Source organism: Streptomyces shaanxiensis (assembly GCF_039537145.1).
Classification (GTDB): Bacteria; Actinomycetota; Actinomycetes; order Streptomycetales; family Streptomycetaceae; genus Streptomyces; species Streptomyces shaanxiensis.
In genome coordinates this window covers 87,871-108,902 of sequence record NZ_BAAAZY010000006.1, presented here as the reverse complement: position 1 = coordinate 108,902, position 21,032 = coordinate 87,871, and the positions used below count along the sequence as shown (strand labels likewise).

The window sequence follows — 21,032 nt, the reverse complement described above, 5'->3', positions numbered from 1 at the left end:
GGGGGCTCCGGCCGGCTCTGCTGACCGAGGGGGGCTCAGGTCAGCAGGTCCATGGGGTCGGACGAGACGTCGCACTTCGTCTTGTCCGTCTGCCGTGCACTAATAGTGACGTTCAATGTGAACACGTGGTTGTGCCCCATGTGCGGGAATGTGTCGAGGGTTGTGTGCGCGCCGCAGGGGCGAGAACGCGCTCACTGGTACGTGAGGTCGGACGACGAGAACCTGCAGGCGGTCCCGTCCGGTCCGGTGCCGAGCTCCTTCGGCTCCTTGCCGCTGCTGTTGCCCTCGAAGCGGGTGCAGGTCTTGATCTTCTTGCCGCTGTCGCCGTGGATGCGGACCTTGCGCAGGGCGGCCGTGTCGCCGTAGTTGGAGTTGATGCCGACGATCGACTTGCCGGGCGCGGTGACGTCCACGTCGTTGATGATGATCGTGCGCTTGTACTGCGTGGAGCAGTTGCCGCAGGAGCGCACCAGCTTGCCGAAGTTCTCCACCTGGAACTTGGAGACCACCAGCTTGCCCGCGCCGTTGAACTGCAGCACCTTGTCGTCGGCGTTCCTGGCGCCGCCGCCGTACACCGTGTACACGGCCGAGGACGACTTGCCCTTGAAGGTCGCGGCGTCCTCGGTCGCCGGTGCCGTAGAACTTCGCCAGCTTGCCGTCGTACGTGCCCGACACCGGGATCGCGGTCGACACCGGCTTGCTGCCGTTGGGAGTCGGCCAGGACGCGGCGGCACCGGCGGTGGACTGAGCGTCGTGGTGACGATCGCGGCACCGGTGAGGCCGAGGGCGGAGGCTCCGGCGATCATGGCCCGCCGCTTGGAGACCTTGCGGCGGTGGCTGACGCGCTGTTCGGCTCGTGCTGTCATTACCCGATTCCTTGCCTGGGGGATCGTTGCGACTCTTGGTCGCCCCCGGGTGAAGGAAGGGTTGCCGCGTGCTCGGGATTTCTTTACGAATCCCCTTCGTCTGTACCGGAGTTGTCGTCGTGGCCTGCGAAGTCGCCGGCCACGGACAGCTGTTCACCGCCCGCTGTGCCGGTCATCGCATAGCTGTCGTTCTTGGCGTCCCGGCCGCCGCGCTCATGGTCGTACTGCCCGGCGAACACCCACTCGCCCGCGCGGACCGTACGGCCCTCCTTGAGCACCCAGGTGTAGACGAGGAAGCCGTCCTTCTCCTCGACCGTGAGCGTGAAGTCGTCCTCGGGCAGTGAGCGCCAGGCGCCGGTGGAGGTGACCCCGCCGGTCTGGGCGACCTTCAACCGGACGGTGAGCGCGGTGAGTTGCTCGCTCGTCTTGAGGGTCAGGTTGCTCTGCGCCCAGAAGTCGTTGCTGTGCGGGTCCACCGAGCCGTCCGACCACAACGGGCCGTCCTTCTCGCCCTCGGCGGCGGGCGGCTCGGCCGGGGCGGTGGGCTGCGTCGGCGCCTTCGTCGTCCCTCCGGCCTCCGGAGTGTCCTCGGGCGTCGGGTCGGCCGGCGGAGCGGGCGGGACCGGGGCGCGGCTCGTCGCGTCCGGCGACGGGGTGGGCGTCGGAGACGTGGCCACCGTCTGCTGCGGGGTGTCCTCCTTCACGGCGGACGCCACCGCGTAACCGCCGACCGCGAGGACGCCGGCCACCGCGGCCGTCGCGGTGACGATCCGGAACCAGCCGTAGACCGGCGGCAGGGTCGCCCGGTGGTCGCGGCGGGTCTGCCCGGACGGGTCCGCCATGCCCCGCTCGACGCGGGCCAGGATCCGCTCGCGGTTGGGCTGGTGCGTCTCGGCCGCCTCGTGCAGCCGGGCGCGCAGTTCGTCGTGCACGTCCCGCCGCATCATCGGTTCCTTCCTCCGGCGTTCGAGGTGCGGGCCATCGCGGCCGCGTGCACCTTGAGCGGAGCCCCCTGGGTCCCGAGCAGCCGTTGCAGCTCGGCCATCCCCTTCGAGGTCTGGCTCTTCACCGTACCGACCGAGACGCCCAGGGCGAGCGCGGTGTCCTTCTCCGAGAGGTCGAAGGCGTGCCGCAGCACCACACAGGCGCGTTTGCGGAACGGAAGTCTACGCAACGCCTCCTGGACGTCGACGACGCCCGCCACGTCCGGGTTCTCGGTCTTCTCCTCGCGCTGCGACCAGAACAGCGCGATACGCCGCCGTTCCCGGACCGCGCTGCGGATCCTGGTGCGGGCCAGGTTGGCCACGACCCCGCGCGCGTACGCCACCGGATGGTCTGCCGCGCGCACCCGGTCCCAGCGGTGCCACAGCGCCAGCAGCGCGTCCGCCGCCAGATCGTCGGCGGCGTCCGCCTCGCCGGTCAGCAGATGGGCCAGGCGTGACAGTTCGGCATAGTGACGGTCGAAGAAGGCGTGGAACTCCACGGAGGCGGCGTCGTCGACGACCGTGCCCACGGGCAACCCCTCCTGCCTGTACGTGCGTGTCATGTGAATGACATGTGATCGTCCGGAGATCATCCCGGCGAGATGCGGAAGCGTAGCAGCGATCGCGTGCCTGGTTCGTACGAGGCTTCGAACGGCGTATGGCAGGCCGTACGGTGAGCAGCCCCGATTCCGTAACACGGGGAAAACCTGAAACGCGTTCAACGCGGGAACAATCCAGCCAGCATCCGCACACGATCAGTCAGGCAACAAGGAGCGAGAGCCATGTCCGAATCCCAGAAGGTGGCCGACCGGCCAAGTGCCACGCCACCGGGCGTGAACAGCGTCGACCGGTTCTTCAAGATCTCCGAACGGGGATCCACCTTCGCCCGTGAGATACGCGGCGGCTTCGCCACGTTCTTCACGATGGCCTACATCCTTGTCCTGAACCCCATCATCCTCGGCAGCGCGAAGGACAAGTTCGGCCACCAGTTGGATGCGGTCCAACTCACCACCGCCACCGCCCTGGTGGCCGCGGTCATGACGATCATCATGGGCGTCGGCGGCAACCTCCCGCTCGCGCTCGCCGCCGGCCTCGGCCTGAACGCCGTCGTCGCCTTCCAGATCGCCCCGCTGATGTCCTGGGACGACGCGATGGGCCTGGTCGTCCTCGAAGGCCTGCTGATCTGCGTGCTCGTGGTCACAGGTCTGCGCGAGGCCGTCATGCACGCCATTCCGCAACCGCTCAAGCAGGCGATCAGTGTCGGCATCGGCCTGTTCATCGCCTTCATCGGCTTTGTCGACGCCGGGTTCGTCAGCCGGATCCCGGACGCCGCGAACACCACCGTGCCGGTTCAGCTGGGCGGCACCGGTCAGCTCTCCGGGTGGCCGATCCTCGTGTTCTGCCTCGGAGTTCTGCTGACGATCGGTCTGCTCGCCCGCAAGGTCAAGGGCGCGATCCTGATCAGCATCGTGACGATGACGGTCCTCGCGATGATCATCAACTCGGTCGCCGACATCAAGGCCTGGGGTCTGACCACGCCCGCGTGGCCGAACAAGGTGGTCGACACCCCGGACTTCGGCCTCATCGGCGACTTCAGCCTGTTCGGCGCGTTCGGTGAGACCACCGCCATCACCGTCGTCCTGCTCATCTTCACGCTGGTCCTGTCCGACTTCTTCGACACCATGGGCACCGTCGTCGGCATCAGCGCCGAGGCCGGTCTCCTCGACGAGCAGGGCAAGGTGCCCAACCTCGGCCGGGTGCTGCTGATCGACGGTGCGGCGGCGGCCGCCGGTGGTGCGGCGTCCTCCTCCTCCGCGACCTCCTACATCGAGTCGGCGGCGGGCGTCGGAGAGGGCGCGCGTACGGGCTTCTCCAACCTGATCACCGGCGGTCTGTTCGGACTTGCCCTGTTCCTGACGCCGCTGCTCACCATCGTCCCGCTCCAGGCGGCCGCGCCCGCGCTCGTCGCCGTCGGGTTCCTGATGATGACGCAGGTCAAGCACATCGACTGGGACAAGTACGAGATCGCCATCCCGGCGTTCCTGACCATCGCCGTCATGCCGTTCACCTACTCGATAACCAACGGCATCGGGGCGGGGTTCGTCGCCTACGTCGTCATCAAGGCGGTGCTCGGGAAGGCGAAGGAGATCCACTGGCTGATGTGGGGGACCTCGGTGCTGTTCCTGGTGTACTTCGCCATCAACCCGATCGAGCAGATCCTGGGCGTCAAGTGAGCTAGCCCTTGAGTGCCGCCTCCATGACCTTCTTGGCCACGGGGGCGGCCAGCCCGTTGCCGCTGACCTCCGACCGAGCCGCGTCCGACTGCTCCACGACCACCGCCACGGCGACCTCCTTGCCGTCGGCCTTCCCGTACGACGTGAACCAGGCGTACGGCGTCTTGCTGTTCTTCTCGCCGTGCTGGGCCGTGCCCGTCTTGCCGCCCACGGTCGCGCCCGAGATCTGGGCGTTCGTGCCCGTGCCCTCCTCGACGACCGTCTGCATCGCGGACTGGAGTTGCTCCGCCGTGTCGGAGCTGACGATCTCCTCGGTCCCGGCGCGGTCGTCGTAGTTCTCCAGCACATCCCCACCGCTGTCGGTGATCTTCGACACCATGTGGGGTGAGACCAGCTTGCCGCCGTTGGCTATGGCGGCGGACACCATGGCCATCTGCAGCGGGGTGGCGGTCACGTCGAACTGGCCGATGCCCGACAGGGCCGTCTGCGCCTTGTCCATGTCGGAGGGGTACACGCTGGTGTACGCCCGCACCGGCACGTCCTGCTCCTCGTCGTTGAAGCCGAACTTCTCGGCCATTTCCCTGACCTTGTCCTGGCCCAGGTCGACGGCCATCTTCCCGAAGACGTTGTTGCAGGAGTACTGCAGGGCCACCCGGATCGAGGCGTTCTCGCAGGGGGCGGAGGGGTTCTCGTTCGTCAGGTCGCTGCTCGACTGGGGCAGCGGGTAGGGGTCCGGGCTGACCGTCTTCTCGTCCACCGACGAGTACAGCCCGTCCTCCAGCGCGGCTGCCGCGACGACCAGCTTGAACGTCGAACCCGGCGGCAGCGGCTGGCGCAGCGCGCGGTTCGTCATCGGCTTGTCGGCGTCCTTGGTCAGCTGCTTCCAGGCGTCCGAGTCGCCCGTGGTGATCCGCGACGGGTCGTACGACGGAGTGGAGACGACCGCCAGGATCTTCCCGGTGGCGGGGTCGATCGCGACGGCGGCGCCCTTGTTGTCGCCGAGCGCGTCGTAGGCGGCCTTCTGCACGTCCGGGTCGATCGTCGTGATCACATTGCCGGGGTCGGACCGCTTGTTGGTGACCGTGTCCAGCACGCTCTTCAGCCGGGTGTCGGTTCCGTCGAGCAGATCCTGGTAGACGCCCTCCAGCTGGGTGGCACCGAAGGCCTGCGAGCTGTACCCGGTGACCGCCGCGTACAGCGAGCCGTCGGTGTACGTCCGCTTGTACGCGAGGTCGCCGCTCTTCGTCCGCGCCGAGCCGGTGACCGCCTCGCCGCCCACGACGATGTTGCCGAGCGGCTCGCTGTACAGCGCGATCGTGTTCCGCCGGTTGTCCTTGTCGTCCGCGAGTGCCTGGCCTTCGTAGAACTGCACCCAGGTCGCCCTGACCAGCAGAGCGAACACCAGCAGCAGTGTGAAGACGGACACCCGCCTGATCGTCTTGTTCATCCCACTCGAGAGGACGAGCGGGATGGGCGCAATCGTTCCCTTGCGCCCCGTTTTCTCATCGAGCGTTCATGAAGCCCGCCTCGTACGCGGCGATCACGGCCTGCGTGCGGTCCCTGGTCCCGGTCTTCGCCAGGACCGCCGCCACGTGCGACTTCACGGTCGCCGGACCGACCTCCATCCGTCGCGCGATCTCCGCGTTGGTCAGACCCTGAGCCATCAGCCGCAGCACATCGCTCTCGCGGCCGGTGAGCCGCGCCACCCAGGGCGCGGGCGCGGGGCACGTGCGCGCGTGCTCGGCCGCGAGGCTGCGTACGGCCGACGGGAACAGCAGCGTGTCGGTGTGCGAGACCAGCCGTACGGCCTGGACGAGCGCGTCGGCCTCCGCCCGCTTCAGCAGGAACCCGGCGGCCCCGGCGCGCAGGGCGTCGTACACGTAGGAGTCGTTCTCGAAGGTCGTGACGACGACGATCCGGGGCGGGTCGGTGAGCGTGGCGAGGATCTGCTCGGTGGCCCGGATGCCGTCGATCTCGGGCATGCGGACGTCCATGAGGACCACGTCGGGCCGCTGCTCCCGCACCACGGACACGGCCTCTGCGCCGGTCGCCGCCTCGCCGACCACCTCCAGGTCCGGCTCGGCGGAGAGGATGGCGCGCAGGGCCGTGCGGACCATGCGCTCGTCGTCGGCGAGCACGATCCGGACGGTCGGGCGGGGCGTCATGCGGGTCCTTTCACAGGCAGTCTTCGGGCCGTCTCACAGGCAGTCTTCGAGCCCTCTCACGGGCAGTCGACGGGCCCTCTCATGGGCAGGCGTACGTGCAGCCGCCACACCCCCTGTGCGGCGCCGGCCTCGGTCGTCCCGCCCAGCAGCCGCGTCCGGTCGGCGATGCCGCGCAGACCGTGGCCGCCGCCGGGGCGGCACTCGGGGGCGGCGGCGACCGGATTCTCGACGGTGATGCGCAGGTGCCCGTCGGCCACCTCGATCCGCAGCCGCACGGTCACCCCGTCACCGGCGTGCTTGAGGGCGTTGCTCAGTCCCTCCTGCACGATCCGGTAGGCCTCGCGGGACAGGACGGGCGGCAGGGCCTCGGCGTCGGCGGCGAGCGTGGCCGTCACCCGCAGCCCGCCCGCGCGCGTGCGGCGCAGGAGGCCGTCGAGATCGGCGGCGAGGGTGGGCGCCGGGGCCGTACCGGGTGCGTCGCCGTCTCTCAACACGCCCAGGACGGCGTCGAGTTCGCCGACCGTGCGCCGGGTCGTGTCCTCGATCGCGGCGAGTGCCGCGCGGACGAACTCCGGGTCGCTGTCCAGGACCCGGCGGGCCGCGCTCGCCTGGAGGGTGACGGCGCTGAGGGCGTGGCCCACGGAGTCGTGCAGCTCGCGCGCGAGCCGGTTGCGCACGGCGAGGTCGGCGGCGCGCGCCTCGGCCGCCGCGAGCCGGTCCTCGGGCGTGGGGCCCAGCAGCGCGGGCGCCCAGCGGGCGAGCAGCGAACCGGAGACGGCCGCGCAACCGGCGAGCGCCACCATGGTCGCCACGCCCGCAACCGGCGCGAGCACCAGTACCCAGGTGTGGTCGAGGGCTTCGGGCAGCTCGACCAGCTCGTCGCCGCCCAGCCACACGAGCAGTGGCAGCGCGGCGAGGAACCCGGCGAACGGCGGCACCGCCAGCGACATCCCGGAGATGATCCCGCCGAACCCGAGATGCAGCGTGAACCAGGCCGCCGCACGCCCCTTGGCCGCCCTGCTCCGGGCCGGCCCGTAGGCGAGCAGGCCCCGGTCCACCCCGCACAGCGACCGCACCGCACCCGCCTCCAGGGACCGGGTCAGCGGGAACAGCACGGCGGTGATCGTGGCGAGGGGCAACCCGACGGCGAAGGAGAGCAGTTGCAGGGGCAGGTCGTTGAAGACGTACCGGGAGTCGGTGGCGGGACCGACCACGAGCTGGCCGACGAAGACGTACGGCATGGCGAGCGCGCCGCCGAGGATCAGATGGATCCAGCGCCGGCGTGCCCGCCGCCCGAACAGGAACCGGGTCAGTTCCGTCACGTCGTACGACGTTTCCGGCTCGCGGAGCGCTCGGCGAGGAAGTGGACGCCGAGGCAGGCGACGAGGATGCCGACCATCATCTGGCCAGCGTAGGCGAGGTTCATCAGCGGCGTGGGGCTGCCGCCCACGTCGGTGAGCGGGGCCAGCGACAGCCAGCCCGCCCAGCAGACCAGGGCCGCCGAGCCGACCCAGGCGAGAGCGAGCGGCAGCCTCACGGGCAGGGTCCGGCCGCGCCGGAACGCGAGGAGCAGACCGCCGGTGACGGCCAGGGCGAGGAACACGGCGGACAGGGCCTCCATGACGTAGAAGCCGCTGTTCCGGTCGGCGACGTGGCTCTCGTCGAGCCCGGCGGTGCCGCCGCACGCCCACACCAGGTGGGCGGCCAGGGGCAGCAGCGCGAGGACGGCGGCCGCGACGGCCACCGCCCGCTGCGCCGCCCCGATGACACCGACCGGAAGCTCCCAGACCCGCCCCTCCCACAGCCGGCCCCAGCGGTCGCGGGCGTACAGCACGAAGAGGGCGCCGAGCGTGAGCCCTTGCACGATGAACCCGGTGTAGACGACGCCGAAGACCCAGGCGTCCAGGAACGGTTCATCGCTGCCGACGGGGGTCTGGGCCGTTCCGCCGAGCGCGTCGACGGCGAGCTGGAGCGGAAACCCGGCCATGATCGGCGCGAGCAGCCCGGTGGCCACCCACGCGGGGAGGGCCAGCAGCCACGCGGGCACCCGCAGCCCCCACGGCCGGGTCAGCACCAGCGCGAGCACGATCACGGCCGCGTCCATGAGCACGGTGACGCTGTTGGCGACCGCCACGCTCGCCCGGTGCTCCAGCAGGGAGCTGTTGTCCGGGATCCCCACCCGACTCCCCGCGATCCAGGCGATCTTGAGCGAGAGATAGGGCACGCAGGAGACGATGGCGACGGCCCGCAGGGCGCGACGGGCCCGGCTGGGACCGACCGCGCGCTGTTGCTCGGCCTCAAGGGTGGGAGCGAGTGTCTGCGTCATACGGCCACGCTCTCGCGAGGGCCCGGTCGGGCACCTCCTGCCCGGTGACGATCCGTCTCCGCCGCACGGGGGAGAGGCCCTCAGCCCTCAGCCCTCCGGCCGGCCCCCGGTCAGCCCTCCAGATGGAGCACGAACTCCTCGATCTCCTCGCCCCGCGCGTTCGCGAAGCCCCGGGCCCGGGCGGTGACCCGGAACCCGCACTTCGCCAGCACCCGCAGCGAGCCCTCGTTGTCCGCCGCCGCCCGTGCGTACAGCGGGCGTTCGGGGACCTCGGCGAGCAGCCCGCGCAGCGCGGCCGTGGCGACACCGCGGCCCCAGTACGCGCGGTCGACCCAGTAGGTCACCTCCCGCTCGCCCGGCTCCCCGTAGACGGCCGCGCTGCCCACCACGTCACCGTCGGCAAGGATCGTGCGCAGGACGTCCGGCGAGGACCGGATCCGTTTCCAGTGCGCGTCGAAGGCGTCCCGGTCGGCCGGGTCCTTGGGGGTGAAGGCCGCCATACGCAGGGCCTCCGGGTCGTTCATCTGCCGGAAGAAGACGGGCAGATCGCTGTCGTGAACCTCGCGGAGTTCAACATCCATGGAGCCAGAGCTTATGAAAGAGCCGGAGCTCATGGGGGAGTCAGAGCCGGCGAGTGGCCAGCGTCAGTCTGTCGCGCGCGTCGAACAGCGCGTCCTTCACCATCTGCTCGTGGGCCGGAGTCAGCCGGGCGACCGGCACCGAGCAGCTGATGGCGTCCCTGGCCGGCGTGCGGTACGGGATCGCGACACCGAAGCAGCGCAGGCCGAGGGTGTTCTCCTCGCGGTCGACGGCGAAGCCCTGTTCGCGGACCTGGTGGAGTTCCTCGATGAGCTTCTCCCGGTCGGTGATCGTGTTCTCGGTCAGGGCGGGGAGCGTCTCCGGGAGCATCTTGCGGACCTGTTCGTCCGAGTAGGTGCTCAGCAGCGCCTTGCCGAGGGAGGTCGAGTGGGCCGGGAGCCGGCGGCCGACCCGGGTGAAGGGGCGCAGGTAGTGCTGGGACTGGCGGGTGGCCAGGTAGACGACGTTCGTGCCGTCCAGACGGGCCAGGTGGATGGTCTCCGTGGTGTCGTCCGACAGGCGGTCCAGCGTCGGGCGGGCCGCCGCGACCACCTCGTCGCCGTCGATGTAGGAGGTGCCGACCAGCAGCGCCCGTACGCCGATGCCGTACCGCGTGCCCGTCGCGTCCGTCTCCACCCAGCCCAGCTCGACGAGGGTGCGCAGCAACATGTAGAGGCTGGACTTGGGGTAGCCGACGGCCTCCTGGACCGACGCGAGCGAGTGCATACCGGGGCGTCCGGCGAAGTATTCGAGCAGCTCAACCGTCCGTACCGCGGACTTGACCTGCGCCCCGCCGCCCGTCTCGCCAGCCGACATCGCCCTTGACCCCTTCGTCCGACCGGAAATAGTCTCCGACAGCATATTCATCATCAGAGACAGCGTTCAGTATATCGAACGACCCTGGTGGATGACCCCGTACTGCGGCAATACATGTGGAGGGACCCGCGGTGGCAGCAGCACCAGTCTGGAGTGTCGACCCCCGAACCGGGAAGCAGCGTGAACAGGTTGCGGTGGAGGCCACAGCCCAGGAGGTGGACACCGCCGTCCGCGCCGCGCACGAGGCGCGCGGTTCGCTCGCCGACCGCACGGTCCGCTCGGCCTTCCTGCGCACCGCCGCCGACCGGCTCCAGGCCGCCAAGGACCAGCTCGTCGAGGCCGCCGACGCCGAGACCGCGCTCGGCCCGGTCCGCCTCACCGGCGAGCTCGCCCGCACCTGCTTCCAGCTGAGGGCGTTCGCGGACATCGTCGACGAGGGCGCCTTCCTGGACGTCGTCATCAACCACCCCGACGACACCGCCACCCCGCCGATCCCGGACCTGCGCCGCTACAAGGTGCCGCTCGGTGTCGTCGCCGTCTACTCGGCGTCCAACTTCCCCTTCGCCTTCTCCGTCGCCGGCGGCGACACCGCGAGCGCGCTCGGCGCGGGCTGCCCCGTCGTCGTCAAGGCCCACCCCGACCACCCGGCGCTGTCCGAGCTGGTCGCCAAGGTGCTGCGTACGGCCGCCGCCGAGCACGGCATCCCCGCGGGCGTCGTGGGGCTCGTGCACGGCTTCGAGGCCGGCGTCGAGCTGATCAAGCACCCGCTGGTCGCCGCCGCGGGCTTCACCGGTTCGATCCGGGGAGGCCGGGCCCTCTTCGACGCGGCGGCCGCGCGGCCGGTGCCGATCCCCTTCCACGGCGAGCTGGGCTCGCTGAACCCCGTGGTGATCACCGAGGCCGCGGCCGCCGAGCGCGCGGAGGCCATCGGTACCGGCCTGGCCGGTTCGATGACGCTGGGCGTCGGGCAGTTCTGTGTGAAGCCCGGGCTCGTGCTCGCGCCGAGCGGTGCGGCCGGTGACCGGCTGATCAAGTCGCTCACGGACGCCGTCAGCGACACCGAGGCGGGCGTCCTCCTCGACCACCGGATGCGGGACAACTTCGTCGCCGGTGTCGCCGAGCGCGCCGAACTCCCCGACGTGGACTCGCCGGTGACCCCGGGCGCGGGCGGCGAGCACACGGTGAGCGCGGGCTTCCTCACGGTCGCGGCGGAGAAGCTGACCAGCGAGGGGGCGTACGACCTGCTCCTGGAGGAGTGCTTCGGCCCGGTGACGGTGGTGGCCCGCTACGACGACGACGCGCAGGCGCAGGCCGTGCTGTCCCGACTGCCCGGCAACCTCACGGCGACGGTTCATCTGTCGGCCGAGGAGGCGGCCGGTGAGGGCCGGGGCGCGGAGATCCTCGCGGAGCTGACGCCGCTGGCCGGTCGTGTGCTGGTGAACGGGTGGCCCACGGGTGTCGCCGTGGCGCCGGCTCAGCATCACGGTGGGCCGTACCCGGCGACGACCTCCACGTCGACGTCGGTCGGCGGGACGGCGATCGAGCGCTGGATGAGGCCGGTCGCCTATCAGGGCGCCCCCGAGGCCCTGCTGCCGCCCGAGCTGCGGGACGACAACCCCCTGGGGCTGCCGCGTCGCTTCAACGGTCTCCTCGAACGCTGAACGATTTAGGACCACATGGCGGAGGGGAAACTGCAAAACTCAGGGGATGGACGTGGAACTTCCTGAACTGCCCTTTCTCCTCCGCACCTACGGCCCCGACGGCCACTGGTCCTACGAGGACGGCATCCTCTCCGGATGGGCCGGCCCCCGCCAGGACCGTTTCGTGCCGCCCACCGACGAGGGCCTCGACCCCGCCTCCGACGCGCCGCGGCTGCTCGGTTCTCCCGAGGGCGACTTCCAGCTGATCGCCAGGGTCACCGTCGGGTTCGCCGCGGCCTTCGACGCCGGGGTGCTCTACGTCCATGTCGGGGAGCGGGCCTGGGCCAAGCTGTGCCTGGAGTACTCGCCGGACGTGCCGACCGTCTGCACGGTGGTCACGCGAGGGCACTCCGACGACGCCAACTCCTTCACCGTGGAGGGCAGTTCGGTCTGGCTGCGGGTGAGCCGGACCGGGCGGGCCTTCGCCTTCCACGCCTCCCGGGACGGTGAGCGCTGGACCTTCGTCCGGCTGTTCACGCTGGGGGAGGAGAAGGAGGCGGACGCCGCCCTGGTCGGCTTCATGACGCAGTCGCCGATGGGGGAGGGGTGCGTCGTGACGTACGACCACCTGGAGTTCAGGCCGAACTGGCCGAAGGACCTGCGAGACGGAAGCTGAGCGCGAACGTCACCGTGAGCAGGGCCGCGCTGATGACCAGGCTCAGCCGCATCCCCCCGACGAACCCGTCGGAGACCAGCGCCCCGAAGGCGGCGATGCCCAGACCGCCGGACACCTGGCGTGCCGCGTTGAGCACACCGGCCGCCAGGCCCGCGCGTTCGGCCGGCACGGCGTCCATCATCGCCGCGGTGAGCGGCGGCACCGTCAGCGCGCAGCCCAGGGCCATGGGGACGAGGAGCACGGCCACCAGGGACGAGGGCGTGCCGGCGTCGACGTACAGCAGCAGGAGCAGTCCCACGACCGCCAGGGCTTGTCCCAGCAGCATGGGCAGCCGGGGGCCGTATCGGCCGGCGAGCTTGCCCGCCACGACGTTCGTCGCCGCGATCAGCCCGGTCATCGGCAGGAAGAGCAGCCCGGCGTACAGCGCCGAACGGCCCTGCACCTGCTGGAAGAAGAGCGAGAAGACGAACACCAGGCTGTAGAAGGCGACGCTGACCGCCGCTCCGGCCGCGACCGTCGTGGTCACCGTCCGATTGCGGAACAGGTCGAGGGGGACGACCGGATGCGGCCCGCGCGCCTCGATCCGCAGGAACGCCACGGCCGCCACGACGGCCACCGCCAGCGCCGCCCAGCCCGCCGCCCCGCCTTCGATCACCGCGAACGCCAGGGCCGTGAGCGCCACCACCGCGGTCACCTGGCCCGGGAGATCCAGGGGCGCCGGACGGCGCTGCGAGCGCGGTGCCCGGATCAGCAGGGCCAGGATCGCCAGGCCTATGGGCACGTTGACGAAGAAGATCCCCCGCCAGTCCCAGGCCGTGGTCAGCGCGCCGCCCGCCACCGGACCGAGCGCCACCGCGGCCGAGCCGCCCGCCGCCCACAGGGCCACCGCGCGGGCCCGCCGGGCCGGATCGGTGTACGCCTGCCGCACCAGGGCGAGGGACGCCGGCAGCACGGCGGCCGCCGCCACTCCCTGCAGCACCCGCGCACCGATCAGCGTCGGCAGGTTCGGCGCCAGACCGCAGGCCACCGAGGCGAGCGTGAACACGACGGTGCCGAGCGCGTAGGCGCGGCTCGCGCCCGCCCGGTCCGCGAACGCCCCGGTGGACAGCATCAGTGAGGCGAAGGCGAGCGTGTAGGCGTCCACCACCCACTGCAGGCCCGACATGCCGCTGTCCAGGGAGGAGCCGATCGCGGGCAGTGCCACGTTCACCACGGAGGCGTCGAGGCAGATCAGCGCGAAGCCGAGGAGGGCGGCGGTCAGGGTGAGCGCGGGGGAGGGCCTCTTGAGCCCCAACTCGCGATCGGCGTCGGCGAGTTCGTCCGCCTGGAGGGTCGGGTTCGTTGGCATGACTCCATGCTGCGGATCTCCGACGCCGTACAGTAGTGGCCGGAATGCCATGCACCCGGAGGTTCTGGCCATGTCCCAGCCGATCGCGCCGCACCGCATCGCCGTCATCGCGCCCTCGCCCGTGTCGATGTTCAACCTCGCCATCCCGGAGATGCTCTTCGGCAAGGTCGTCAGCGACGGGCGGCCGGGGTACGAGGTGGTCGTGTGCGCGGCCGAGCCGGGGCCCGTACCCACCTCCGGCGGCCTCGACCTGTACGTACGGCACGGGCTCGACGCCGTGCGGGACGCCGACACGGTGATCGTGGCGGGCACCGGGGCGCCGTACGAGCCGGAGGCACGGATCGTGGCCGCCGTGAAGGAAGCGGCGGACGCCGGCAAGCGCATCGCCTCGCTGTGCACCGGCGCGTTCCAACTGGCCGAGGCGGGCCTGCTCCAGGGCCGCAAGGCCACCACCTACTGGGCGCACGCCGCGGAACTGCGCAGGCGGTACCCGCAGATCGACCTGTGCGGAGACGTGCTGTACGTGCAGGACGGCCCGTATCTGACCGCGTCCGGCTACGCCGCCGGCATCGACCTGTGCCTGCACGTCATCCGCACCGACTACGGCGCCGCCGTCGCCAACGAGGTCGCCCGCGGCGCCCTCGTCGCACCCGTACGGCCCGGCGGCCAGACCCAGTTCACCCAGACCCCGCTGCCGCCCGAGCGCGGCATCGCCTGCGCCGACACCCGCGGCTGGGCCATGCGCAACCTCGACAAGCCGCTCACCCTCACCGACCTGGCCCGCCACGCCGGCGTCAGCGTGCGCACCCTGACCCGCCGCTTCCACGCCGAGAGCGGGGTGAGCCCGCTGCAGTGGCTGCTCCACCAGCGCATCGAACGCGCCAAGGAGCTGCTGGAGACGACCGCTCTGCCCATGGACCAGGTGGCCCGCGCCTGCGGCCTGGGCACGGCCGACTCGCTGCGGGGGCATCTGGTCCGCCGTACGGGGCTGACGCCGAGCGCCTATCGGGCGCAGTTCAGCCGGCTCGGAACCGGGGCGGCGGAGGCCACGTCCTCCGTTGCATGATCAGTGACCGAGTGACCACAGGCCGAGTGATTCGCACCGTTCTGTCCGCCGAGGTCGAGGACATCGTGGCGCTGCACGCGCGGGCCCGGGTGACCTACTACCCCGACGGGCTTCCGCAGGACGGCACGGACTGGGTCGCCGCCTGGCAGAGCGCCGTCGCGCGACCGGACGGGCATGTGCTGTGCGTCGTCGAGGAGGGCCGCATCATCGGTCTGGCCTCCTTCCGTACCCCGGAGGGCGCCCCGGCGGACACGGTCAAGCTGTTCCAGTTCCACGTGGACCCCGACCACTGGCGCTCCGGTGTGGGCAGCGCCCTGCACGCGGCCTGCGTCGAGGAGTGGCAGGCCGACGGCAGGCGGACGGCCGTCCTCGACGTGCACGTCGACAACCGGCGCGCCCAGGCCTTCTATGCCCGGCAGGGCTGGATCCCGGACTCGGAGAACCCGCCCGCCGAGGACGACCACCACCTGAACCTGCGTTTCTCCGTCACCGGGAAATAGCCCTCGGCGGGAAACAGGGGAATGAACGTCACTGCTTGAACGTTCATCCAGTCGGCGGAGGGAGTCTCCGTTTCCCGTACGAGCTGGAGAGCCACAGACATGCGCGTCGAGATCTGGAGCGACATCGCCTGCCCCTGGTGCTACGTGGGCAAGGCCCGCTTCGAGAAGGCGCTCGAAGCCTTCCCGCACCGCGAGCAGGTCGAGGTGGTGCACCGCTCGTTCGAGCTGGACCCCGGGCGCGCCAAGGGCGACATCCAGCCCGTGATCACCATGCTCACCAAGAAGTACGGCATGAGCGCGGCGCAGGCCCGGGCGGGCGAGGAGAACCTCGGCGCGCAGGCCGCCGCGGAGGGGCTCGCGTACCGCACCGAGGGCCGCGACCACGGCAACACCTTCGACATGCACCGGCTCCTGCACCTCGCCAAGGAGCAGGGCAGGCAGGACGAGCTGATCCAGATCCTCTACCGGGCGAACTTCGCCGAGGAGCGGTCCGTCTTCGCCGAGGGCGAGGAGCGGCTGGTGGAACTGGCGGTGGAGGCCGGGCTGGACGCCGACGACGTCCGCAAGGTCCTCGCCGACCCGGGCGCCTACGCCGACGACGTCCGCGCCGACGAGCGCGAGGCCGCCGAACTCGGTGCCACCGGTGTGCCCTTCTTCGTCCTCGACCGCAGGTTCGGCGTCTCCGGCGCCCAGCCCGCCGAGGTCTTCGAGCGGGCGCTGACGCAGGCCTGGGGCGAGCGGTCGCCGCTTCGGCTCGTCGACCAGGGTGACGCGGAGGCCTGCGGTCCCGACGGGTGCGCGGTGCCGCAGCACTGAGCCACTCTGCGAGAACGCGCAGGTCGGTGCGGATCCATAAGCGTTCCTTAGTGACACCACGTAAAGAATCGCAATGGACCGATAGGTGTCCAGGGCCCACAGTGGAGCCATGGAGACCTTCGAGAGCCTCGTCCGCGTCGAGTTCGCCCCGAAGAACGTCTATCTCAACACCGCGAGCAACGGCCTGCTCCCGGCCCGCACCGTCACCGCCCTGCACCGGGCCGTGCGGATGCGGGCCGAGGGCACGCCGCTCGGCCCTCTCTACGAGGACGTGGAGGTCGTGCGCGCCTCCTTCGCCCGGCTGGCCGGCGTGCCCGTCGAGCGGGTCGCGACCGGGGCGTCGGTCGCCGAGTACGGCGGGCTGATCGCCGCCTCGCTGCCCGCCGGAGCCGAAGTCCTCACCGCCGAGGGCGACTTCTCCTCCCTCGTGAACCCCTTCCACGCGCGCGGCGACCTCAAGGTGCGCGCCGTCCCGCTGGAGCGCCTCGCCGAGTCGGTCCGCCCGGACACCGCCCTGGTCGCGGTCAGCGCCGCGCAGTCCGCCGACGGCCGGGTCGCCGACCTGTCCGCGGTGCGCGCCGCCGCCCTGGAGCACGGGGCGCGCACCTACGTCGACGCCTCCCAGTCGGCCGGATGGCTGCCGCTGGAGGCCGACCGGTACGACTTCCTCGCCGCCGTCGGCTTCAAATGGCTCCTGGGCCCGCACGGGGTCGCGTTCTGCGTCGTCCCCGAGGACTTCGGCGGGCTGACGCCGCTGCTGGCCGGCTGGGTCGCCGGCGAGATCCCCTGGGACAGCTGCTACGGCCCCGTCGAGGACCTCGCCCGCTCCGCCCGCCGCTTCGACATCAGCCCCGCCCTCTTCACGTACGCCGGACTGCGCACCTCGCTGGAGCTGGTCGAGGAACTCGGGGTAGCCGCCATCCGGGCCCACGACCTCGCCCTCGCCGACCGCTTCCGCGCGGGACTCGCCACGCTCGGTCACGAACCGGTGCCCTCACCCGGCTCGGCCATCGTCTCCGTGCCCCGCCTCGGCGAGCGCCAGCCCGCCCTGAGCGCCGCCGGAATCGAGGTCTCCAACCGCGCGGGCAACCTGCGCGCGGCCTTCCACCTCTACAACACCGTCGAGGACGTCGACCGGCTGCTGGACGCCCTGTCTGCCTGAACCACTGGCGCGGGCCCGCCGAGGACGCTAGGAAGGGCACCAGGGGTGGTGGTGCCGGTGGAGTCCACGGGCGATACGTCCGTCCAGTCGCCTGCCGACGCGGAGGTGCACCGGCGGCTGGTGTACGGCGACGAGTCCGCGCTGGCCGAGGTGTATGCGGCGTACGGCGGGCTGGTGCGGCGGGTCGCCGTGCGGGTGACCCGCTCGCCGGGCGCCGCCGAGGACGTGGCGCAGGAGGTCTTCGCCCAGCTGTGGAGCAGGCCGTACGCCTTCGACCCGCACCGCGGCTCGCTGCGCACCTGGCTGTCCGTGCTCGCCCACCGGCGGGCCGTGGACTGGGTCCGCAGCGAGGCCCGGCACCGCAAGGACGCCGGAGCCGACGACTCGGCGCTCCAGGCCATCCCCGACGCCGGTCCCGGCCCCGACGAGACGGTCGTGGACCGGGAGCGCTCCCTCCTGCTGCACTCCGCCCTCGCCGAACTCCCGCAGCCGCAACGGGAGGTCGTGCACCTCGCCTACTTCGCCGGCCGCACCTACCGGCAGGCCGCCGTGGAGCTGGGGATACCCGAGGGCACGGCCAAGACCCGGCTGCGCACCGCCCTGCGCTCCTTGGCGGAAACTTTGGCCGACCCACCGGACCCCGCGCTCGAAAGGGGCGCATGATGGCGAGAGGGGTACTCGCGGGAAAGCGGCACTGGGAGGAGGAGCCCGATGACCGACGATCACGAGGCGGTACGTGACTTGCTGGCCGCCTGGGCCTTCGGCGCCCTCGACCCGGCCGAGGAGGAGACGGTCGCGGCACACCTGGCCGCGTGCGAGCGCTGCGCGGCGGAGGCGGCACGGCTGCGGGAGACGGTACGGCTGCTGGACGGGCCGCCGCCGAAGGCTCCCGCGCGGTCGGCCGACGGCGTGCTCTCGCTCGCCCTGCGCACCCGGCCTGCCGTTGCCCGCATCGCCGGGCACGCCGCGCCCTACGCCGCCGCCGTCGCCGGGCTCGAGGCGCTGCTGCCCGAGCTGGCGGGCCGCTGGGCCACGCCGGTCGTGCACGACTGGGACGCGCACGCCACCCTCGCCCACCTCCTCGCCGCCGACGAGCACCTGGCGACCCGCCTCGGCATCGACGCACGCGTGCCGCCCTCGCGGATCGAGGAGGGCATGCCCTGGGAGGACGCCTGGGGCCGCCGTACCGCCGACGTCATCGCCCACGAGCACGGCCGTACGCCCGAGGAGACCGTGGCCGACTGGGCCGCGCAGGCGGAGCAGCTGCTCGGCACGCCCGAGGCCCGGGACGCCGAACTCGCCGCACGGGCCGTGACGTTGATGGGGATGCGGCTGCCCGTCGCCGAGCACTTCCTGGTGCGCGCCTTCGAGACGTGGATCCACACCGACGACATCGGCCGCGCCCTCGGCCTCGCCGTCCCGCCGCCCCCGCCAGAGCACCTGGGGCAACTGGTCCGCCTCGCCGTCCGCGTCCTCGGCCTGGCCCTGGGGACCGGTGCGCCCCCGGTGCTGTTCTCGGTCACCGGGGGCGAGGAGTGGGTGCTGGGCTCCGAGGACGAGCCCGTTCGGGCCGAACTCGTCCTGGAGCCGGTCGACTTCTGCCTCCTGGTCGGCGGCCGGCACACGCCGGAGACGGTGCCGAGGGGAGCCACGGGCGACGCCGCCGCCGTACGGAACGTACTGGAGCGCGCCGCGTCGCTGGCGTGGCTGTGAGGGGTTACCGCTTCACCGCGCGGACCCGCCGTTCCTCGGGGAGACCAGGCCCAGTTCATAGGCGAGGATCACCGCCTGAGCCCGATCACGCAGGTCGAGCTTGGCGAACAGCCGGTTGATATGGGTCTTGACGGTGTGGTCGCTGATCCGCAGCCGGTCCGAGATCTCCGCGTTGGTCAGCCCGCGCGCGATGAGCGTGAGCACCTCGGTCTCCCGGGCGGTGAGGTTCTCGAGTGACGGCGTCGGCCTCCTGGGGGAGCGGAGGTGGGCGAACTCCGCGATGAGGCGCTTGGTCACGGAGGGGGCCAGCAACGCCTCTCCGCGCGCCACCACATGGACGGCGTTCAGCAGCCCGGGAAACGTCGTGTCCTTCAGCAGGAAGCCACTCGCGCCGACGGACAGCGCCTCGTAGATGTACTCGTCGAGGTCGAAGGTCGTCAGCATGAGCACCTTCGGCCGGTGGACCGAGGCCGCGGCCTGCCCGCCCGTGCTCCCGTCCTCCGGGTCGAGCAGGCGGCGGGCGGCCTCTATGCCGTCCATGACCGGCATGCGTACGTCCATGAGCACCACGTCGGGATGGGTCTCGCGCGCCATGCGCACCGCTTCCAGACCGTTCTCGGCCTCTCCCACCACCTCGATGCCGTCCTGTGTGGCCAACAGGTTCGCAAAGCCGGTACGGACCACTGCCTGGTCGTCTGCGACCAGCACCCGGATCATCCGGTGGCTACCCCCTCCCAGGTCCCTGAACGATCTTCAGGGTCCCGAGTCTGCCCCATGGGCAGGACGGCGTCGACAACGAATCCGCCCGAAGGCCGGGGACCGGCCGAAAGCCGGCCGCTGAGCAGTGCCGCCCGTTCGTGCATGCCCGCCAGCCCGTGGCCGGTGCCGTCGACGGCGGACAGACCCCGCGGCGCCGGTCCACCGGGGGCGGACATCCCCGTGCCGTGTGCTCCGTCGTCCTCGACCCGTACGGTGACCCGGTCCGGGTGGCGGCCGATCTCGACGACGGCCCGCGCGCCGGGGGCATGCTTACGCGTATTGGTCAGCGCCTCCTGCACGATGCGGAACGCGGCGAGACCCACGGCGGCCGGCACCGGCATCGGCCGCGGCCCGCCGGTCCGGCGCAGTTCCACCTCGCCCCCGGCGGCCCGGTGCTGCTCGATCAGCTCGTCCAGCCGTTCCAGGGTGGGCTGCGGCGCGGTCAGTGGGCCTTCGCCGGACCGGTCGCGCAACACGTCGAGGATCTGCCGTAGTTCCCACAGCGCGGTGCGCGCCGATTCCGCGATCTGCTGGAAGTTCTCCCGGCCCTCCGGCCCGAGGTCCGCGATCGTGTAGGTCGCGGACTCCGCCTGTACGGCGATCAGCGACACCGAATGGGCGACGACGTCGTGCAACTCCCGGGTGATGCGGGCGCGTTCGGACTCCGCCGCCCGCTGTCGCTCCGTGGCGATCCGCCGGGCCTCCGCCGCCCGGCGCTCCCGGCGCATCTCCTCCCTGCTGCGCATCGCGTCCCCGATGCTGACGGCCGTCACCATCGCCACGGCCACCACGAAGGAGTCGGTCAGGTAGGGCAGCACCCCGCGTGTGTGCTCCGGCGCCAGTCCGGTCAGATCGTAGGCGCCCGCCTTGATCTGACCGATGTTCACCAGTATCGCCCCGATCGTTCCGCAGGCGACCAGCATGACCGGATGGTGCACCCGGTTACGGGAGAGCGCGTAGAACCCCAGGAGCCCCGCCAGGGCCACGGACATGAACATCTGCGGCCAGACGAGGGAGTTGAGCAGCGCGCCCCCTATCGACACCCGGGCGAGCACCGGCCGGGAGTGGCGCCATGCCGAGCACACGGTGGCGATCAGGGCCGTCAGCAGCACCAGGGGGGAGTCCGGACGCATCCGAAGCGCCTCCGCCACCGCCGTGCAGGACAGCACCGCCGCCGTGATCCATGGATAGGCGGGCGCGTCGAGAACCCGCCGGACCATCGCCCTGACACGTCCGCCGCCACCGGAGGGGACCGACCGGTCCTGCGCCGCGGGCAGTCGGGAACGCTCGTTGTCCATACCGCCGATTGTGGGGCAGCACAGGCGCCCGCTGCATCGGTGCACGGGTTGATCCGGCCCGCCGAAATCAACCCACGGGTTGACG

Annotated in this window: 20 protein-coding genes and 1 pseudogene; 9 read left to right on the top strand and 12 right to left on the bottom strand. The window is 71.5% G+C overall.

Annotated elements, in window-relative coordinates; translation table 11 throughout:
* Positions 1-191: 191 nt before the first annotated feature.
* From ABD932_RS07295 to ABD932_RS07285, 3 genes and pseudogenes are all read right to left on the bottom strand, one after another.
* Positions 192-866, bottom strand: a pseudogene (locus tag ABD932_RS07295) (pectate lyase).
* 83 nt (positions 867-949) lie between these two features.
* The gene (locus tag ABD932_RS07290) at positions 950-1,813 is read right to left on the bottom strand and encodes an anti-sigma factor (protein WP_345009817.1); all 864 of its coding nucleotides are present in this window, start codon (positions 1,811-1,813) and stop codon (positions 950-952) included.
* On the bottom strand, positions 1,810-2,379 hold the full coding sequence (locus ABD932_RS07285; RefSeq protein WP_250083048.1) for a SigE family RNA polymerase sigma factor: 570 nt from the start codon (positions 2,377-2,379) through the stop codon (positions 1,810-1,812). Before ABD932_RS07285 ends, ABD932_RS07290 begins: the two co-directional genes overlap by 4 nt.
* Positions 2,380-2,631: 252 nt before the next feature.
* Between ABD932_RS07285 and ABD932_RS07280 the strand changes: the two genes are divergently transcribed.
* Positions 2,632-4,083 carry an NCS2 family permease gene (locus ABD932_RS07280; protein WP_345009815.1) on the top strand — a complete coding sequence of 484 codons (1,452 nt, stop codon included), beginning with the start codon at positions 2,632-2,634 and terminating at the stop codon, positions 4,081-4,083.
* 1 nt (position 4,084) lies between these two features.
* Here ABD932_RS07280 and ABD932_RS07275 read toward each other — a convergent pair whose 3' ends face one another.
* The 6 genes from ABD932_RS07275 to ABD932_RS07250 form a co-directional block, all read right to left on the bottom strand.
* Positions 4,085-5,530, bottom strand: a complete 1,446-nt coding sequence (locus ABD932_RS07275; protein ID WP_345009813.1) for a peptidoglycan D,D-transpeptidase FtsI family protein — start codon at positions 5,528-5,530, stop codon at positions 4,085-4,087.
* A 55-nt stretch (positions 5,531-5,585) separates the two neighbouring features.
* On the bottom strand, positions 5,586-6,248 hold the full coding sequence (locus ABD932_RS07270; protein WP_345009811.1) for a response regulator transcription factor: 663 nt from the start codon (positions 6,246-6,248) through the stop codon (positions 5,586-5,588).
* A 56-nt stretch (positions 6,249-6,304) separates the two neighbouring features.
* Positions 6,305-7,570, bottom strand: a complete 1,266-nt coding sequence (locus tag ABD932_RS07265; protein ID WP_345009809.1) for a sensor histidine kinase — start codon at positions 7,568-7,570, stop codon at positions 6,305-6,307.
* Positions 7,567-8,574, bottom strand: coding sequence for a hypothetical protein (locus ABD932_RS07260; RefSeq protein ID WP_345009806.1), 1,008 nt, complete (start codon positions 8,572-8,574; stop codon positions 7,567-7,569). The genes ABD932_RS07265 and ABD932_RS07260 overlap by 4 nt, the downstream gene beginning before the upstream one ends.
* Before the next feature lie 110 nt (positions 8,575-8,684).
* Positions 8,685-9,155, bottom strand: a complete 471-nt coding sequence (locus ABD932_RS07255; protein ID WP_345009804.1) for a GNAT family N-acetyltransferase — start codon at positions 9,153-9,155, stop codon at positions 8,685-8,687.
* Positions 9,156-9,195: 40 nt separating this feature from the next.
* On the bottom strand, positions 9,196-9,969 hold the full coding sequence (locus ABD932_RS07250; RefSeq protein WP_031477319.1) for an IclR family transcriptional regulator: 774 nt from the start codon (positions 9,967-9,969) through the stop codon (positions 9,196-9,198).
* A gap of 131 nt (positions 9,970-10,100) precedes the next feature.
* Between ABD932_RS07250 and ABD932_RS07245 the strand changes: the two genes are divergently transcribed.
* On the top strand, positions 10,101-11,630 hold the full coding sequence (locus ABD932_RS07245; RefSeq protein WP_345009800.1) for an aldehyde dehydrogenase (NADP(+)): 1,530 nt from the start codon (positions 10,101-10,103) through the stop codon (positions 11,628-11,630).
* Between the two features lie 46 nt (positions 11,631-11,676).
* Entirely contained in the window at positions 11,677-12,285 is a 609-nt protein-coding gene (locus tag ABD932_RS07240; protein ID WP_345009798.1) for a DUF1349 domain-containing protein, read from the top strand.
* On the opposite strand, the gene ABD932_RS07235 is transcribed toward ABD932_RS07240, so the two are convergent.
* Positions 12,245-13,633 (bottom strand): MFS transporter, encoded by a 1,389-nt coding sequence (locus tag ABD932_RS07235; RefSeq protein ID WP_345009796.1) that lies wholly within the window; start codon positions 13,631-13,633, stop codon positions 12,245-12,247. The genes ABD932_RS07240 and ABD932_RS07235 overlap by 41 nt on opposite strands.
* Before the next feature lie 70 nt (positions 13,634-13,703).
* On the opposite strand from ABD932_RS07235, the gene ABD932_RS07230 reads away from it, so the two are divergent.
* The 6 genes from ABD932_RS07230 (at position 13,704) to ABD932_RS07205 (ending at position 18,890) form a co-directional block, all read left to right on the top strand.
* Positions 13,704-14,699, top strand: a complete 996-nt coding sequence (locus ABD932_RS07230; RefSeq protein WP_345009794.1) for a GlxA family transcriptional regulator — start codon at positions 13,704-13,706, stop codon at positions 14,697-14,699.
* Positions 14,696-15,199, top strand: coding sequence for a GNAT family N-acetyltransferase (locus ABD932_RS07225; protein ID WP_345009792.1), 504 nt, complete (start codon positions 14,696-14,698; stop codon positions 15,197-15,199). Before ABD932_RS07230 ends, ABD932_RS07225 begins: the two co-directional genes overlap by 4 nt.
* 99 nt (positions 15,200-15,298) lie before the next feature.
* Positions 15,299-16,015, top strand: coding sequence for a DsbA family oxidoreductase (locus ABD932_RS07220; protein WP_345009790.1), 717 nt, complete (start codon positions 15,299-15,301; stop codon positions 16,013-16,015).
* A 109-nt stretch (positions 16,016-16,124) separates the two neighbouring features.
* On the top strand, positions 16,125-17,177 hold the full coding sequence (locus ABD932_RS07215) for an aminotransferase class V-fold PLP-dependent enzyme (RefSeq protein ID WP_345009788.1): 1,053 nt from the start codon (positions 16,125-16,127) through the stop codon (positions 17,175-17,177).
* 45 nt (positions 17,178-17,222) lie between these two features.
* Entirely contained in the window at positions 17,223-17,840 is a 618-nt protein-coding gene (locus ABD932_RS07210; RefSeq protein WP_345009786.1) for an RNA polymerase sigma factor, read from the top strand.
* A gap of 48 nt (positions 17,841-17,888) precedes the next feature.
* The gene (locus tag ABD932_RS07205) at positions 17,889-18,890 is read left to right on the top strand and encodes a maleylpyruvate isomerase family mycothiol-dependent enzyme (RefSeq protein WP_345009785.1); all 1,002 of its coding nucleotides are present in this window, start codon (positions 17,889-17,891) and stop codon (positions 18,888-18,890) included.
* A gap of 12 nt (positions 18,891-18,902) precedes the next feature.
* On the opposite strand, the gene ABD932_RS07200 is transcribed toward ABD932_RS07205, so the two are convergent.
* Together ABD932_RS07200 and ABD932_RS07195 are read right to left on the bottom strand one after the other, a co-directional pair.
* Positions 18,903-19,607 (bottom strand): response regulator, encoded by a 705-nt coding sequence (locus ABD932_RS07200; RefSeq protein ID WP_345009783.1) that lies wholly within the window; start codon positions 19,605-19,607, stop codon positions 18,903-18,905.
* Positions 19,604-20,947, bottom strand: a complete 1,344-nt coding sequence (locus tag ABD932_RS07195) for a sensor histidine kinase (RefSeq protein WP_345009781.1) — start codon at positions 20,945-20,947, stop codon at positions 19,604-19,606. The genes ABD932_RS07200 and ABD932_RS07195 overlap by 4 nt, the downstream gene beginning before the upstream one ends.
* Positions 20,948-21,032: the final 85 nt, after the last annotated feature.

Excerpts from the sequence above, each read along its gene's own strand:
- ABD932_RS07290 (WP_345009817.1), bottom strand. The coding sequence starts at position 1,813 with ATGATGCGGCGGGACGTGCACGACGAACTGCGCGCCCGGCTGCACGAG.
- ABD932_RS07280 (WP_345009815.1), top strand. The coding sequence starts at position 2,632 with ATGTCCGAATCCCAGAAGGTGGCCGACCGGCCAAGTGCCACGCCACCG.
- ABD932_RS07275 (WP_345009813.1), bottom strand. The coding sequence starts at position 5,530 with ATGAACAAGACGATCAGGCGGGTGTCCGTCTTCACACTGCTGCTGGTG.
- ABD932_RS07270 (WP_345009811.1), bottom strand. The coding sequence starts at position 6,248 with ATGACGCCCCGCCCGACCGTCCGGATCGTGCTCGCCGACGACGAGCGC.
- ABD932_RS07260 (WP_345009806.1), bottom strand. The coding sequence starts at position 8,574 with ATGACGCAGACACTCGCTCCCACCCTTGAGGCCGAGCAACAGCGCGCG.
- ABD932_RS07255 (WP_345009804.1), bottom strand. The coding sequence starts at position 9,155 with ATGGATGTTGAACTCCGCGAGGTTCACGACAGCGATCTGCCCGTCTTC.
- ABD932_RS07250 (WP_031477319.1), bottom strand. The coding sequence starts at position 9,969 with ATGTCGGCTGGCGAGACGGGCGGCGGGGCGCAGGTCAAGTCCGCGGTA.
- ABD932_RS07240 (WP_345009798.1), top strand. The coding sequence starts at position 11,677 with ATGGACGTGGAACTTCCTGAACTGCCCTTTCTCCTCCGCACCTACGGC.
- ABD932_RS07235 (WP_345009796.1), bottom strand. The coding sequence starts at position 13,633 with ATGCCAACGAACCCGACCCTCCAGGCGGACGAACTCGCCGACGCCGAT.
- ABD932_RS07230 (WP_345009794.1), top strand. The coding sequence starts at position 13,704 with ATGTCCCAGCCGATCGCGCCGCACCGCATCGCCGTCATCGCGCCCTCG.
- ABD932_RS07225 (WP_345009792.1), top strand. The coding sequence starts at position 14,696 with ATGATCAGTGACCGAGTGACCACAGGCCGAGTGATTCGCACCGTTCTG.
- ABD932_RS07220 (WP_345009790.1), top strand. The coding sequence starts at position 15,299 with ATGCGCGTCGAGATCTGGAGCGACATCGCCTGCCCCTGGTGCTACGTG.
- ABD932_RS07215 (WP_345009788.1), top strand. The coding sequence starts at position 16,125 with ATGGAGACCTTCGAGAGCCTCGTCCGCGTCGAGTTCGCCCCGAAGAAC.
- ABD932_RS07205 (WP_345009785.1), top strand. The coding sequence starts at position 17,889 with ATGACCGACGATCACGAGGCGGTACGTGACTTGCTGGCCGCCTGGGCC.
- ABD932_RS07200 (WP_345009783.1), bottom strand. The coding sequence starts at position 19,607 with ATGATCCGGGTGCTGGTCGCAGACGACCAGGCAGTGGTCCGTACCGGC.
- ABD932_RS07195 (WP_345009781.1), bottom strand. The coding sequence starts at position 20,947 with ATGGACAACGAGCGTTCCCGACTGCCCGCGGCGCAGGACCGGTCGGTC.